Source organism: Mycobacterium sp. NGS63 (assembly GCF_059812295.1).
This window is the reverse complement of record NZ_JCALCJ010000001.1, coordinates 115007-129009: the sequence shown is the minus strand read 5'-3', so window position 1 is coordinate 129009 and position 14003 is coordinate 115007. Positions and strand designations below refer to the sequence as shown.

General features: G+C 75.4%; 10 protein-coding genes. 3 read left to right on the top strand and 7 right to left on the bottom strand.

Going from position 1 to position 14003, the window contains the following annotated elements; genetic code table 11:
• Positions 1 to 84: 84 nt before the first annotated feature.
• The 5 genes from AC5Y4Z_RS00720 to AC5Y4Z_RS00700 form a co-directional block, all read right to left on the bottom strand.
• On the bottom strand, positions 85 to 1347 hold the full coding sequence (locus AC5Y4Z_RS00720) for an amidohydrolase (RefSeq protein ID WP_499960301.1): 1263 nt from the start codon (positions 1345 to 1347) through the stop codon (positions 85 to 87).
• A gap of 49 nt (positions 1348 to 1396) precedes the next feature.
• Positions 1397 to 2020, bottom strand: a complete 624-nt coding sequence (locus AC5Y4Z_RS00715; protein WP_499960300.1) for a PaaI family thioesterase — start codon at positions 2018 to 2020, stop codon at positions 1397 to 1399.
• Between the two features lie 22 nt (positions 2021 to 2042).
• Positions 2043 to 3962, bottom strand: a complete 1920-nt coding sequence (locus AC5Y4Z_RS00710; protein WP_499960299.1) for a PE family protein — start codon at positions 3960 to 3962, stop codon at positions 2043 to 2045.
• A gap of 234 nt (positions 3963 to 4196) precedes the next feature.
• A complete protein-coding gene (locus AC5Y4Z_RS00705; protein WP_499960298.1) occupies positions 4197 to 6056 on the bottom strand; it encodes a PE family protein in 1860 nt (619 codons plus the stop codon).
• 218 nt (positions 6057 to 6274) lie between these two features.
• Positions 6275 to 8503 carry a PE family protein gene (locus tag AC5Y4Z_RS00700; protein ID WP_499960297.1) on the bottom strand — a complete coding sequence of 743 codons (2229 nt, stop codon included), beginning with the start codon at positions 8501 to 8503 and terminating at the stop codon, positions 6275 to 6277.
• A 230-nt stretch (positions 8504 to 8733) separates the two neighbouring features.
• On the opposite strand from AC5Y4Z_RS00700, the gene AC5Y4Z_RS00695 reads away from it, so the two are divergent.
• A complete protein-coding gene (locus AC5Y4Z_RS00695) occupies positions 8734 to 11307 on the top strand; it encodes an ATP-binding protein (RefSeq protein WP_499960296.1) in 2574 nt (857 codons plus the stop codon).
• On the opposite strand, the gene AC5Y4Z_RS00690 is transcribed toward AC5Y4Z_RS00695, so the two are convergent.
• On the bottom strand, positions 11304 to 12179 hold the full coding sequence (locus tag AC5Y4Z_RS00690; RefSeq protein WP_499960295.1) for an aldo/keto reductase: 876 nt from the start codon (positions 12177 to 12179) through the stop codon (positions 11304 to 11306). The two genes, AC5Y4Z_RS00695 and AC5Y4Z_RS00690, sit on opposite strands and share 4 nt — an antisense overlap.
• Positions 12180 to 12202: 23 nt before the next feature.
• Between AC5Y4Z_RS00690 and AC5Y4Z_RS00685 the strand changes: the two genes are divergently transcribed.
• Entirely contained in the window at positions 12203 to 12703 is a 501-nt protein-coding gene (locus AC5Y4Z_RS00685; RefSeq protein WP_499960294.1) for a DUF1990 domain-containing protein, read from the top strand.
• On the opposite strand, the gene AC5Y4Z_RS00680 is transcribed toward AC5Y4Z_RS00685, so the two are convergent.
• Positions 12685 to 13134, bottom strand: coding sequence for an Rv2617c family stress response/phage resistance protein (locus AC5Y4Z_RS00680; protein ID WP_499960293.1), 450 nt, complete (start codon positions 13132 to 13134; stop codon positions 12685 to 12687). The two genes, AC5Y4Z_RS00685 and AC5Y4Z_RS00680, sit on opposite strands and share 19 nt — an antisense overlap.
• A 92-nt stretch (positions 13135 to 13226) precedes the next feature.
• Between AC5Y4Z_RS00680 and AC5Y4Z_RS00675 the strand changes: the two genes are divergently transcribed.
• Entirely contained in the window at positions 13227 to 13934 is a 708-nt protein-coding gene (locus AC5Y4Z_RS00675; protein WP_499960292.1) for a helix-turn-helix transcriptional regulator, read from the top strand.
• Positions 13935 to 14003: the final 69 nt, after the last annotated feature.

Genomic DNA, 14003 nt, shown 5'->3' with positions numbered 1-14003 from the left:
GGGTCTCCAAGGGTCGGGTGCGTCGACGACCATGCTATCGGTGCAGTCCGCAGCCGAGCAGGCGGTCGAGCCGCCCCGGCGGAGTCAGGCTCCCGTCGGGGCCAGCCACGCGAGCGCCGCGACCGTCAGCGCCTGGGTGCCGGTATCGAGCGTGGGCTGGATGACGGGGGCGAACGTCGGGGAATGGTTGACGGGGATGTCCTCGGCGACCCGCCCCGCCGCGTCGGCCCTCCGATATGCGTCCGGGTCGGTCCCGCCGATCCCCCAGTAGCTATAGGGCACACCGAGCGCGTTGGGAATGTCGCTGAAGTCCTCGCTCGCGGTCTGCAATGGAAGGTCGCGTGCCCGGTCGCCGAAATAATCGTCGAACGCGCCGCGCACCCGCTCGGTGACCGTCGCGTCGTTGTCGGTGGCCGAATAGTGGTCGTAGAGCTCGAATTCCGGATCTTTCGGGCAGTTCGAGGCCTGGCATTCGGCGGTGACGATGCGCCGGATCGCGTCGAGCATTCTGTTCCGCGTCCCCTCGCTGTAGGTGCGCAGGTTCAGCCGCAACACGGCGCGGTCGCCGATGACGTTGCTCTTGGAACCCGACTGGATACTGCCGATGGTCAACACCGCGGGATCGGTCGGTGCGACTTCGCGGGAGACCACGGTTTGCAGCCGGACCACGATCATCGCGGCCAGCACGACGGGATCGACGGTGGCCTGGGGCATCGAGCCGTGCCCGCCGCGGCCGTACACGGTGATCCGCATGCTGTCGGCGGTCGTCAGGACGGGGCCAGGTCGCGTGCATACCGTGCCGGCCGGAAACGGAAGGACGTGCTGGGCCAGGGCGACGTCGACGTGGCCGACGAGCGTGGCCAGCGCGTCGTCCACCATCCCCCTGGCGCCGTCACCGGTTTCCTCGGCGGGCTGGAACAGCGCGATCACGGTGCCGCTCCAGTGCCCTTGCGCGCCGGCGAGCAGCGCCGCGGCGCCGAGCAGGCAGGTGACGTGGACGTCGTGCCCGCAGGCGTGCATCACCGGCACCTCGGTGCCGTCGGCGTCGATGGCGGTTTCGGTGCTGGCGTACGGCAGGCCGGTGTCTTCGGCCACCGGCAGCGCGTCCATGTCGGCGCGCAGCAGCACTGCCGGGCCGTCACCGTTGCGCAAGATGCCGACCACGCCGGTGCCCCCGACGCCCTCGTGCACGTCAAAACCGAAGCCGCGCAACCGATCAGCCACCGCGGCGGCGGTCTTGTGTTCCCGGTGCGACAGCTCGGGATGCCGGTGCAGGTTGCGGTAGAAGTCCTCCTGCCAATCGCGGGCCTCGCCCAGACCGGCGAGCACCGCCGAGTCACTGTTCATCGTTCACGTCCTCCCCGCTGCGGCGACGCATGACGAAAATGCTTGTGCCTCAGGGCTGGCCGGGCTTGAGCCGCACGAACAGCGCGTCGGCCTCGGTCAGCAGCGTGTCGCCGTCGCTCAGCCGGCCCGACACGAAGATCTTGCGCCCGTCGACGCGGTCGACGCCGGCGTCGAACTGCAGTTCCTTCTCGATCGGCACGATGTGGCGGTAGTCGATCTTGAGGTAGGCGGTGCGCTGGCGACGGCTACCGGTCAGGATCACCGTTGTCAGTCCCAGGACGCTGTCGAACAGCATGCCCAGCGCCCCGCCGTGCACGGCGCCGTTGCGCCCCAGGTGAAACCGCGCGAACCGCGCCCTGCCGTGGATCCGGCCGTCGTCACCCTTGCTCGCCTGCATCGGGATGGAAAGGATGTTGCCGCGCATGGGCAGGTCCATCCGGCGCCCGGACGGCGACTCCCACTCGTCGGCGTCGAACGGCGCCAGCAGCGCGGACACCTTCTCCAGCAGGTCGGCGGCCTCGGTGATCACCTCGTCGGGCGCGTCGACGGCGCGGGCGTGGTCCTGCAGCCTGCGCACCCCGTCGACGAACCGGCCGTAGTCGGGGCCGCCCTTGGTCGTGGGTTCGGGCGGATTGAATCCCCCGCCGGGGTGCTGGTGATGGTCGCCGCCCACCAGGACACCGTATCGGTGGGTCCTACGGCCCGCCGCCACCACCGCCAAGGCCGCCGACGGCGCTGCCGTTGGCCGCGGCAACGGCAGCGCCGCCGCCCCCGCCGCCTCCGATGCTGGCCTGCCCGCCGGCGCCGGGAGTGGCGCTGGCCGCCGCGCTGGACGCGCTACCGGTGACGCCGTCGTTGCCGGCGCCGCCGATAGGCTGGCCGGTGCCGCCGGCCCCGCCCGGGCCGCCGGCGGTGGTGCTCAGGTTGAGGCCCGCGCTGCCGCCTTGGCCGCCGCCGCCACCGGTGCTGCCGGGGATGGCCGCACCGCCGCCACCGCCGCCGCCGGCGCCGGCGTACCCGGCGGATTGGTTGACGAAGCCGCCGTGCCCGCCGTCACCGGCGGAGGAGAAACTGCCGGCGGCGACACCGTCGGAGCCTTGTTGGCCGGTGGCGATCGCGTTGCCGATCGCGGCGGCCCCGCCGCCGCCACCACCGCCGCCGGGGCCCCCGGAGCTCGCTTGGGCGCCGCCCCCGCCGGCCGCGCCGCCACCAGTGGCGTGCTGGCCGCCGACGGTGGCGCTGGCGGTGCCCCCGTTGCCGCCGTTGCCGCCCAGGCCGGCGCTGCCGCCGCCGGTGCTGAGACCGCCGGCACCGCCGCCACCACCGCCCCCGGCGCTGGCGGCGACGACCGTGGTGCTGGTCAGCGTGACGTTGCCGCCGGCGCCGCCGGCGCCGCCGTTCCCGCCGGTGACGCCCGTGCCCCCGCTGCCGCCGTTGCCGCCGAGCCCGCCGCTGAACACGGCGCTGCCGGTGCCGGTGAAGGTGCTGTTGCCGCCGTTCCCGCCGACGCCGCCCGCACCGCCGATGCCGCCGGCGCTGGCGCCGCCGTTGCCGCCGTTGCCGCCGTGGCCCGGGCTGCCGAAGGCCACGGCGCCCGCGCCGCCGCCGCTTCCGCCGGCGCCGCCGGTGCCGCCGTTGCCCGTGGCGCCCGCAGTCGCGCCGGGGCCGCCCGCGGCGCCGCCCGAGCCGGCAGCCCCGCCTTTGCCGCCGTTGCCGCCGTTACCGCCACCGGCGCCGGAGTCGGCGGCGCCGTTGCCGCCCTGTCCGCCCTGGCCGCCGTTGCCGCCCTGCCCCCCGTCGCCGTTCGCGCCCGCGTGGCCGAACAACGCCGAGCCCTGGCCACCGGCGCCGCCCTGGCCGCCGGTCCCGCCCGCGCCGCCGTCGGTGCCGTTGCCGCCGTTGCCGGTGCCGCTCACACCGGCCCCGCCGATCCCGCCGATCCCGCCCGCGCCGCCGATGCCGCCGGCGCCGCCGTCGCCGTGGAGTAGCCCGCCTTTACCACCCGCCCCGCCGTTGCCGCCCAACCCGCCGATGCCGCCCTTGGTGAGGGTGCTGGCGTTGCCGGTGGTGCCGGTGATGCCAACCCCGCCGGCCCCGCCCTGGCCGCCGTTGCCCCACAGCCCGGCGTCGCCGCCTCGCCCGCCCGCCTGTCCGGGCCCGCCGGACCCGCCGTTGCCGCCGTTGCCCCACAGGATGCCGCCGGCCCCGCCGGCCTGCCCGGTCCCGGGCGCGCCGTTGGTGCCGTCGCCGATCAGCGGGCGGCCCAACAGCACTTCGGTGGGCGTGTTGATCACCCCGAGGACGTCGGCCTCGAGGGTCTGCAACGGCGACGCGTTGGCCGCCTCGGCCAGAGCGTAGGACCCGGCGCCGCCGGTCAGGGTTTGCACGAACTGCTGATGAAACGAGGCCGCCTGCGCGCTGAGCGCCTGAAAGGCCTGACCGTGCCCGCTGAACAGCGCGGCGATCGCCGCCGAGACCTCGTCGGACGCCGCCGCCAGCACCCCGGTCGTCGAGCCGGCCGCCGCCGCCTGGGCCTCACTCAGCGCGGACCCGATGCTGTGCAGATCCGTCGCCGCCGACGCCAAAAACTCCGGCGCCGCAACTACATACGACATGTCGCCCCCTTCGGCCAGGCAAGAGTTTCGGGCGCGTCCGGGCCGCGGCGCGGCCACCGTGAAACCGCAAACGTCCCAGTGTCGCGATCGGCCGCCCGGAGCGCCTGCTGCCCAGTGTGGGCCGGCCGGTGGGCGCGGATCATGGGGAGATTTCCCTATTTTGCGGTATCGAGCACGCTGCTGACCTCGCGCCCGGCGCCGTTGCGGCCCAGGTGGATTCAGCGCCCCGACGAGTCAGCCGTGCTGCCCGGACGCGCCGGTACCGCCGGGGTTGCCGTTGGAGCCGTGGTTGCCGGGGGTGTTGGTGGAGCCGCCCGACGCCGTGCCGCCCGCCGCGCCGGTGCCGTAGCCGCCGCCGGCGCCGCCGTCACCGCCCGCGCCGCCCACGCCGCCCGCGCCATTGACACCCAGGCTTCCGGCCAGCGTCCCGCCCGGGCCGCCCGCGCCCCCGGCGCCGGCGCCGCCGCCGTTACCGCCGGTGCCGCCGGTGCCGCCGTTGCCGCCGTTGCCGCCCTGGCCGCCGAACGCGGTGTGGCCGGTTGACGACGTGGCGGCACCCCCGATGCCGCCCGCGCCGCCGGTGCCCCCGACGCCCCCGGCTCCGCCCAGGCCGCCGGCGCCGCCCATACCGCCGGCGCCGCCGTCGCCGAACAGCCCGGCCGCACCGCCCGCGCCCCCGGGGCCGCCGTCGCCGCCGCCACCGCCGCCGCCCCCCGCCCCGCCGGCCTCGGCGGAGCCCGTCAGGTTCGGAATGTTCGTGCCGCCGATGCCGCCCTCGGCGTCCCCGCCCGTGGCGGTGGCCTCACCACCCGCGCCGCCGGCGCCGCCCAGGCCGCCGCCGGCCCCGGTGCCGCCGGTGCCGCCGGTCCCGCCGCTGCCGCCGGCACCGCCGTTGCCGAAGAAACGGCCGCCGTGACCGCCGGTGCCGCCCGCCCCGCCGGTACCCCCGGCTTCGCCCGTCGCTCCCGCCGCGCCCGGGCCACCCAGACCGCCCAGGCCGCCGAACGCGCTGTTGGTGTTCCCGTTGGCGATACCGCCGGCGCCGCCCGCACCGCCGGTCCCGCCGGCGGCCAGGGCGGCCCCGCCGTTGCCGCCGTTGCCTCCGATGCCCTCGCCGGACAATGTCGCCGCCTGACCGCCTTGGCCGCCCACACCCCCGTTGCCGCCGGCACCGCCGCTGCCGCCGTTGCCGCCGATGGCCGTCCCGTTGTTGGTGCCGCCGAAACCGCCGGCCCCGCCGGTGCCGCCAGCCATGCCGAGTCCGCCGTAGCCGCCGTCGCCGCCGCTGGTGCCGGTGATGTTGCCGCTGGTTGTGGACTGGAAAATGCCATACGTTCCGGCGTTCGCCTGGCCGTTGACGGTCGGGTTGATCCCGCTCGCCCCGGTCAGCCCGGTGCCGCCCTGCCCGCCCGGCCCGCCGTTGCCGAACAGCAGGGCGTCGCCGCCCGTGCCGCCGTGGCCGGGCAGCCCGCCGTTGACACCGGCGATGGCGGCCCCGCCCTGCCCGCCGGGGCCGCCGTTGCCGAACAGCAGGCCGCCGGTGCCGCCGGCACCGCCGGCCGCCCCGAATCCGCCCACCCCGCCGGCCCCGCCGGTGCCGATCAGGCCGGCCGGGCCGCCCTTGCCGCCGGCCTGCCCGGACACGCCGTTACCGCCCGGGCCGCCGTTGCCGAACAGCAACCCGCCCGGCCCGCCGGCCTGGCCCGGCGCCCCGGGCGCGCCGTCGCCGATCAGCGGGCGACCCAGTAGCGCCTCGGTGGGTGCGTTGATCACCCCGAGGACGTCGTCCTCCAGCGTCTGCAACGGCGACGCGTTGGCCGCCTCGGACAGGGCATACGACCCCGCGCCGCCGCCCAGTGCCTGCACGAACTGCTGGTGGAACTCCGCCGCCCGGGCGCTCAGCCCCTGATAGGCCTGGCCGTGCCGGCTGAACACCTCCGCGACCGCCGCCGACACCTCGTCCGCGGCGGCCGCCAGCACGTCGGTGGTCGAGCCGGCGGCCGCCGCCCGGGCGGCGTTCAGCTGCGCTCCGATGCCGTGCAAATCCCCCGCTGCCGAGGCCAAAAACTCCGGCGCCGCAACCACGAACGACATGTCGCCTCCTCCGACCAGGCGGAACTGCCGGGCGCGTCCGGGCGGCCGTCACGGTTACCGGGAAGCCGCGAACGTCCCAGTGTTGCGGCTGCGGTCGCCGCATCGGCCACCCGGAGCGCCTACCGGGTAGTGTGCGCCGGCGGGAGGGCGCGATTCATCCGGAATTTTCCCGATTTTTCGGGCCCCCGGGGCCGTGCCCGGGCCCGAGGCGCCGGGCCTTACGAGTCCTGGCCGGGGCTGCCGTTGCAGTTGAAGTCGCTGTCCCCCAACCCGGCGGCGCCGCCGGCGTCGGCGATGCCCCCGTTGCCGCCGCTGTTCAGGGCGGTGTTGCTGTGGGCGCCGGGGCCGCCCGCCCCGCCGGAGGCGCCGGTCGAGCCGGCGATTCCGCTGCCGTCCGCCCCGGGTGTGCCGGCGTTGGCGCCGCCGCCACCGCCACCGCCTGTCCCGGTGGTGCTGCCGGTCCCGCCGCCGCCGCCGAAATTCGAGACGGAAGGCGTGAGGGCGTCGCCGCCATTGCCCCCGATACCGCCGGTGGCGTCGAGGCCGCCGCCCCCACCACCACCGCCGCCGCCGCCGGCGAGGGCCGCGGAGCCGCCCGCGGTACCGCCGCCGCCACCACCGCCGCCGGCGCCGCCGTGTCCGCCGATGCCGCCTGCGCCGGCCTCACCGCTGCCGCCCTGGCCACCCGCGCCGCCGTAACCGGTGGCCGTGCCGGTGTCGGCCGTTCCGCCCCGGCCGCCGTAGCCGCCGACGCCGCCGTGACCGGCCGTGCCGCCCGTGCCGGTGCCGGTGCCCGCGCTGCCGCCGAATCCGCCGGCGCCCCCGCCACCGCCGCCGCCGGCCATGCCGTTGGTCGAGCTGTGGTTGTTACCGCCGTACCCCCCGCCGCCGCCGGCGCCGCCGGCGCCGCCGTCGCCGTTGGTGCCGCCGTGCGGTGTGCCGCCGCCGTTCCCGCCGTTGCCACCCCGGCCGCCGGTGCCGCCCTGGCCGCCGACGCTGAACTGGGCACCGGAGCCGGTCGCGCCGGAGTCGGCCCCGCCGCCCGCGCCGCCCCCGCCGCCGGTGCCGCCGTGACCCGCAGTGCCGGCGAACCCGCTGCCGGTGCCGGCCGCGCCGGCGTCCCCGCCGGTCCCACCCTGGCCGCCTTGTCCGCCGTTGAGACCGCTGCCGTTGCCGGTGGTGTAGTTGTAGCCGGCGCCGCCCGCGCCGCCGTGGCCCCCGTCGCCGCCGGCGCCGTTGGTGCCGCCGGCACCGGCGTTGCCGCCCTGGCCGCCGGCGCCGCCGGCGCCGCCGCTGAAGCCGGTGCCGCCGATGGCCAGCGCCGCGCTCCCGGTGCTGCCCGCCCCGCCGGTCCCGCCGGTGCCGCCGACACCGGCCGCGGCGTCCGCACCCCGGAACCCGAACAGCCCGCCCGACCCGCCGGATCCGCCGGCGCCCGCGTTGCCGCCCGTGCCGCCGGTGCCCCCGGCGTGACCGGGGCCGCTGATGATCGAGGTGGTGCCCGCTCCGCCGTTGCCGCCCTGGCCGCCATGGCCGCCGATCCCGCCCGCCCCGCCGGAACCGAGGATCGCCGAGCTGGACCCGCCGGCCCCGCCGGCGCCGCCGACCCCGCCGGCTAGCCCTTGATGGCCCGCGCCGCCGGCGATGCCGCTGCCCGACGCGCCGACGTCCCCGGCACCCCCGACACCGCCGGCCCCGCCTTGCCCGGCGGCCCAGCCGAACAGCGCCGCGTTGGCGCCGCCGGTTCCCCCGGCGCCGCCGTTGCCACCGCCGAGGCCCAGACCGACGCCGGAGCCGCCGGCACCGCCCAGCCCGCCCGCACCGCCGAATCCGCCCAGCACGCCCCCGGCGCCGCCGCTGCCGCCCGCGCCGCCGATCGCGCCCGCCCCGCCGGTGCCGCCCGTGCCGCCGACACCGCCGTTGCCGAACAGGCCCGCGGCTCCGCCCGCGCCGCCGGCACCGCCGGCCACGCCCGTCCCGCTGCCGGCCACGCCCGACCCGCCGTTGCCGCCGTTGCCCCACAAGATGCCGCCCGCCCCGCCCGCCTGACCGGTTCCCGCCGCGCCGTCGGCGCCGTTGCCGATCAGGGGCCGGCCCAGCAGCGCTTCGGTGGGCGCATTGATCACGCCGAGGACGTCGGCCTCGAGCGTCTGCAGCGGCGAGGCGTTGGCGGCCTCGGTCAGGGCATACGACGCCGCGCCGGCGCCCAGCGTCTGCACGAACTGCTGATGGAACGCGGCGGCCTGGGCGCCGAGCGTTTGATAGCTCTGGCCGTACCCGCTGAACACCGCCGCGATCGCCGCCGAGACTTCGTCGGACGCCGCCGCCAGCACCTCGGCCGTCGAGCCGGCCGCCGCCGCGTGCGCGGCGTTCAGCGCCGACCCGATGCCCTGTAAGTCCGCCGTCGCCGAGGCCAAAAATTCGGGGGCCGCAACCACAAACGACATGTCGCCCCTTTGCCAAAAGCGGTCGTATTGGGAGCGTCCGGGCAGCGCCACGGCTACAGTGGGGTCCGCATCATGTCCCAGTGTTGCGGTTGTGCAGTCGTGTCGCCGCCCGGAGCGCTCGCAGGTGTAAGTGTGCGTCGGGGGGCGGCTTCGATTGATCGGGAATTTTCCCTATTTTCGCGACATCGGTTCGTGACTGCACCGGAGCACTCGAGCGGGAGCGGCGGCTGTTGGAGAGTTTGCTGGAGCGCCACGCGGCGCTGGCCGAGCTGGGCGGCCTGGCGCGCGCGGTGCGGCGCGGCTCGGGGCGCGTCGTGTTGTTGCGCGGGGAGGCCGGCGTCGGCAAGACCGCGGTCCTCACCCGGTTCGCCGCGGCCCTCGACGGCGGGGTGCGGGTACTGACGGGTTGGTGTGACCCGCTGGCCGCGCCGCGCCCGTTGGGCCCGCTGCTGGACGCGCTGGCGGGGCTGAGCCCGGCGGCCGCCGGCGCGGTGGGCGCGGCGATCGAATCCGGTGACACCGGCGCGCTGTATCGGCGGCTGCTGACCGTGCTGCGCGACGGGCCGGGCTGGGTGTGGCTGATCGAGGACGTCCACTGGGCCGACGGGGCCACCCTGGACCTGATCCGCTTCCTCGCCCGGCGCATCGACGCGCTGCCGCTGCTGCTGGTGGTGTCCTACCGCGACGACGAGCTCGACCACCAGCACCCGCTGTCGGTCACGCTGGGCGACGTGGCGACCTGCGCGGCGGTCAGCCGCATCGCGCTGGAGCCGCTGAGCCGCGACGCGGTGGCGGTGCTGGCCGCAGGCAGCGGCGTCAACGCCGGCGACTTGCACGAACTGACCGGCGGCAACCCGTTCTACGTCACCGAGGTGTTAGCCGCCGGCGCCGGCTCGCTGGGTCGTGATGCGTTGCCGCACAGCGTTTCCGAGGCGGTGTGGGGCCGGCTGGGCCGGCTGTCGGCGACCGCGCGCGAGACCGCGCAGGCGGTCGCGGTGTGCGGGCCACGGGCCGACGCGGCGCTGGTGCAGGCGGTGTGCCCGGGCGCGGGCTCCGCGCTGGGCGAATGCCTCGACGTGGGGGTGCTGGTCGCCGAGGGCGAGGTGGTGCGGTTTCGTCACGAGCTGGCCCGGCGCGCCACGCTGGATCGCATCCTCGACCCCCAGCGCCGGCTGTTGCACAAGCGCGCGCTGGCGGCGCTGGCCGAGCCGCCGGTGGGCCCGGACATATTGTCGCCGTTGGTCTTTCACGCGCACCAGGCCGGTGACGACGAGTCCGTGATCGAGCACGGCCCGGCCGCCGCCGAGCACGCCGCGGCGCTGGGCGCGCACGCCGAGGCCGCCGACCTGTACGGCCTGATGTTGCGGCACGGCGGCGGCGCCCCCACCCCGCGGGAGGCGCATTGGCTGGAGCGGCACGCGTTCGAGAGCTACCTGTGCGGGCGGGCGGCCGCGGCGGTGTCGTCGTGGCGGGCGGCGATCGACATCCGCCACCAACTCGGTCACCGCCTCGAGGAGGGTGACGACCTGCGCTGGCTGTCGCACCTGCTGGAACCGCTGGGACGCACCGCCGAGGCCGTCGAGGCGGGCCGCGCGTCGCTGCGGCTGCTCGAGGATCTCGGGCCCTCCCCGCAGCTGGCCTGGTCGCTGATCAACATGGCGCACTCGTGCACGACGGTCGGCTACGACCCGATCGCCGCCGACCAATACGCAACGCGCGCAAGCACACTCGGCAAGCTCTTGGGCGATCCCGCCGTCGCGATCCGGGCGCGCGGCTACCAGGCGATGGCCACAATCTTTCGCACCGACGCCGGCTGGGAGGAGCTGGAGGCGGTGTGGGACGAGGCACTGGACGATCCCGAACTGACCGAACACGCCGCGGTGCTGGGCGTCCTGGCCTGCTGGGCTGCCGCGCTGCGCTGCGAGCTCGACCGCGCCGAGGCCTACCTCGTCCGGGCGGCGGCCTTCTTCGAGGCCCACGACATGGTCATGTTCGCGGCGCTGGTGGCCGGCGCTGACGCGCTGACGGGGCTGTATCGCGGCGACTGGGCGCGCGCCGCGCTGGTCGCCGAGCAGATCGTGACGCGCACGGCGCTCAGCCCACAGCATCGGGTCCTGCCGCTGATCGTGCTCGCGCTGATTCGTGCGCGGCGCGGCGAACGCCCCGGCGGCCTGCTCGACGAGGCCCTCGAGCACACCGCGGGAAACATGCTGCGGCTGCACGTGTTCGCGGCGCGCGCCGAGGCGGCCTGGCTCGCCGGTGACGACGACACCGCGGTCGCCGAGGCGCGCGCCGGGCTAAAAGCCCGTCCGGGCCAAGCAGATTCGTGGTTGGTCGAGCCCTTGCGGTGGTGGTTGCGGCTGGCCGGGGGCGCACCCGATGCCGCCGAGGACCCGGCGGGCCACGTCGAGGCGTGGCAACGTCGCGGCTGCCCCTACGAAACGGCGACCGCCCAACTCGGCGGCGACGTCGCCGCGGTGGAATCGGCGCTGGCGACGTTTCGCCGCCTCGGCGCCCGCCCGGCGGCACGCCGCGCCCGCGAGCGCCTGGCCACGCTGCGCGGTCCCGTCCGCCGCGGGCGCCGCGCCGAGACCCTGGCCGACCCCGACGGGCTGACGCGACGCGAACGCGAGGTGCTCGAGCTGCTGGCCGGCGGGTGCAGCGACGCCCAGATCGCCGCCGCGCTGCACATCAGCCCCAAAACTGCGGGCTCCCATGTCAGTTCGATCCTGCTCAAGCTCGGCGTGGCCAACCGCACCCAGGCCGCCGCGCGCGCCCGCCGGCAGGAAACCCCCGGCGCCTAGACCGTCTTCTGCGCCCCGGCGGCCGCCAGCGTCTCGAACTCGTCGTCGCTCAGCGTGATCTCGGCGGCGGCGACATTCTCCTCCAGGTGCGCGACGCTGGAGGTGCCCGGGATCGGCAGCATCACCGGCGAGCGTTTCAGCAGCCACGCCAGCGCCAGCTGCGACGCCGTCGCGTCGTGCTCGGCGGCGATGCGCTGCAGCGGGCCGTCCGGGGCGGCCAGCGGCCCGGCCGCCAGCGGGAACCACGGAATGAAGCCGATGCCCTGGCCGGTCGCGGCGTCCAGCAGCGGCTCTGCCTTCCGCGACGCCAGGTTGTACATGTTCTGCACCGACACGATCTCGGTGACCTGCTGGGCCTCGCGAAGCTGGTCGACGTCGATCTCGGACAGGCCGATGTGGCGGATCTTGCCCTCGTTCTTCAGCGTGAGCAGCTGGCCGACCTGGTCGGCCAGCGGGAAGTTGCGGTCGATGCGGTGCAGCTGGAACAGGTCGATGGTGTCGACGCCGAGGCGGCGCAGGCTCATCTCGCATTCCTGGCGCAGGTAGGCCGGGTTGCCCAGCGGGATCCAGATGTCGGGGCCGGTGCGCAGCAGGCCGGCCTTGGTCGCGATCACCAGCCCGTCGTAGGGGTGCAGGGCCTCGTGGATGATCTCCTCGGACACGTAGGGGCCGTACGAGTCCGCGGTGTCGATGAAGTTCACGCCGAGCTCGACGGCGCGGCGCAGGACCCGGACGCACTCGGCGCGGTCGGCCGGCGGGCCCCACACGCCCTTTCCGGTGATGCGCATGGCGCCGAACCCGAGTCGGTTGACGGTCAGGTCGCCGCCGAGGGTGAACGTTCCGGATGCTTGGGCAACAGTCTGAGTGGTCACTTTCACGACCGTACGCTGAACACGTGGACCTAGCAGCACTCGAAGAACTCCCGCTCACCTACACCGAGGTGGGCGCCACATCCGACGGTGAACTGCCCGCCGGATACGACCATCAGCACGCCGAGCGCCAAATCGGCACGGGCCGCGAGCGTTTCGAGCGGGCCGCCGACGCGGTCATGCGCTGGGGCATGCAACGCGGGTCGGGCCTGCGGGTGCAGGCCAGCTCCGAGATCGCCGCCGTCGACACGGTGCTGGTGGTGCGCATGGGCTTTCTGCCGGCGCCGTGCCGGGTGGTGTACGTCGTCGACGAACCCGACATCCGCGGGTTCGGCTACGGCACCCTGCCGGGGCACCCCGAGTCCGGCGAGGAACGCTTCGTCGTGCGCTACGACCCGAGCACCTCCGCGGTCTACGCGGAGGTGTCGGCGTTCTCCCGGCCGGCGGCCTGGTGGGCCAAGGCCGGTGGGCCGCTGGTGAGGGCGGCCCAGCGGGTCATCGCCCGGCGCTACCTGCGCGCGGTGTGAATGCTGCCGTTATGCACGCCCTGCGCCAGGCGGGCCAGCGCGAAGGCGCCGACCAACAGGCCGAAGTCGCGCAGCGCGACGTCGTAGAACCCGGGCCCGGTGACCAGGTCGAGGATGATCCCGGCCAGCCAGGCCATTACCACCCAGGCGCCGAACCGCGGCGCGAACGCCACCACGATGCCGGCGACGATCTCGATCGCCCCGACCAGGTACATGCACTGGTCGGCCGTTCCGGGTACCAGGTCGTTGATCCAGCCGGCCAGATACATGCTCCAGTGATGCGGGTGGGTCAGCAGGTTGAAGAACTTGTCCAGCCCCATCACGATCGGCGCGATCGTGAACACGGTGCGCAGCGCGAGGTACGCCGAGTAGGCGGGGTCCCGCAGCTGGTCGGTGAGGGCCGGGGTCGCGCTGAGTTGTTCGGTCGCCATGGTTGCCTCCATTTCTAACGGATAATAATTTAAACGTTAGATCGGGTAGACTGTAGCGTCAAGCATTTTGTCTGTTAGAAACGACGGGTCGAGTGGACGACAGGGACGCGCTGCAGCGGGACGCCGCCGGCATCGGCGCGCTCGCCGACCCGGTGCGCCGCCGGCTCTACGAATTCGTCTGCGCCCAACCCGCGCCGGTGGGCCGCGACCAGGCCGCCGACGCCGTCGGCATCCCCCACCATCAGGCCAAATTCCACCTGGACCGGCTCACCGCCGAGGGCCTGCTGGAAAGCGACTACGCGCGGCTGACCGGCCGCTCCGGCCCCGGCGCCGGGCGCACCTCCAAGCTGTACCGCCGGGCGCGCCGCGACATCGCGGTCAGCCTCCCGCAGCGGGAGTACGAGCTGGCCGGACGGCTGATGGCGACGGCCATCGCCTCCTCGGCCGAGACCGGCGAGCCCGTGGCCGAGGTGCTCAACCGGGTCGCGCGCGGCTACGGCCAGACGATCGGCGCCGGCCCGCGCCCACCCGCCGACGCCGCCGACGCGCTCCAGCGCGCGGTCGGGGTGCTGAGCCGCTACGGCTACGAGCCCCGCTGCAGTGATTCCGGTGACCGCGAGGTCGAGTTGGCCAATTGCCCGTTCCACGCGTTGGCGCAGGAACAGACGGAGCTGGCCTGCACCATGAACCACGCGCTGATCACCGGCGTGGCCGACGCCCTGGCGCCACACGGCCCCGACGCGCGCCTGTGCCCGGGCCCGGATCGCTGTTGCGTGGTGCTGCGCCCGAGTGGCGGCTAGCGGGGATTTGACTGTGAATCCTTGGCTTTCGGTGTGAATCCCGGGCGGAAAATCGCCCCAGATCCCGCC

What these genes read in the sequence shown, in the direction of transcription:
- AC5Y4Z_RS00705 (WP_499960298.1), bottom strand. Translation starts at nt 6,056, where the DNA reads ATGTCGTTCGTGGTTGCGGCGCCGGAGTTTTTGGCCTCGGCAGCGGGG.
- AC5Y4Z_RS00720 (WP_499960301.1), bottom strand. Translation starts at nt 1,347, where the DNA reads ATGAACAGTGACTCGGCGGTGCTCGCCGGTCTGGGCGAGGCCCGCGAT.
- AC5Y4Z_RS00710 (WP_499960299.1), bottom strand. Translation starts at nt 3,962, where the DNA reads ATGTCGTATGTAGTTGCGGCGCCGGAGTTTTTGGCGTCGGCGGCGACG.
- AC5Y4Z_RS00700 (WP_499960297.1), bottom strand. Translation starts at nt 8,503, where the DNA reads ATGTCGTTTGTGGTTGCGGCCCCCGAATTTTTGGCCTCGGCGACGGCG.
- AC5Y4Z_RS00680 (WP_499960293.1), bottom strand. Translation starts at nt 13,134, where the DNA reads ATGGCGACCGAACAACTCAGCGCGACCCCGGCCCTCACCGACCAGCTG.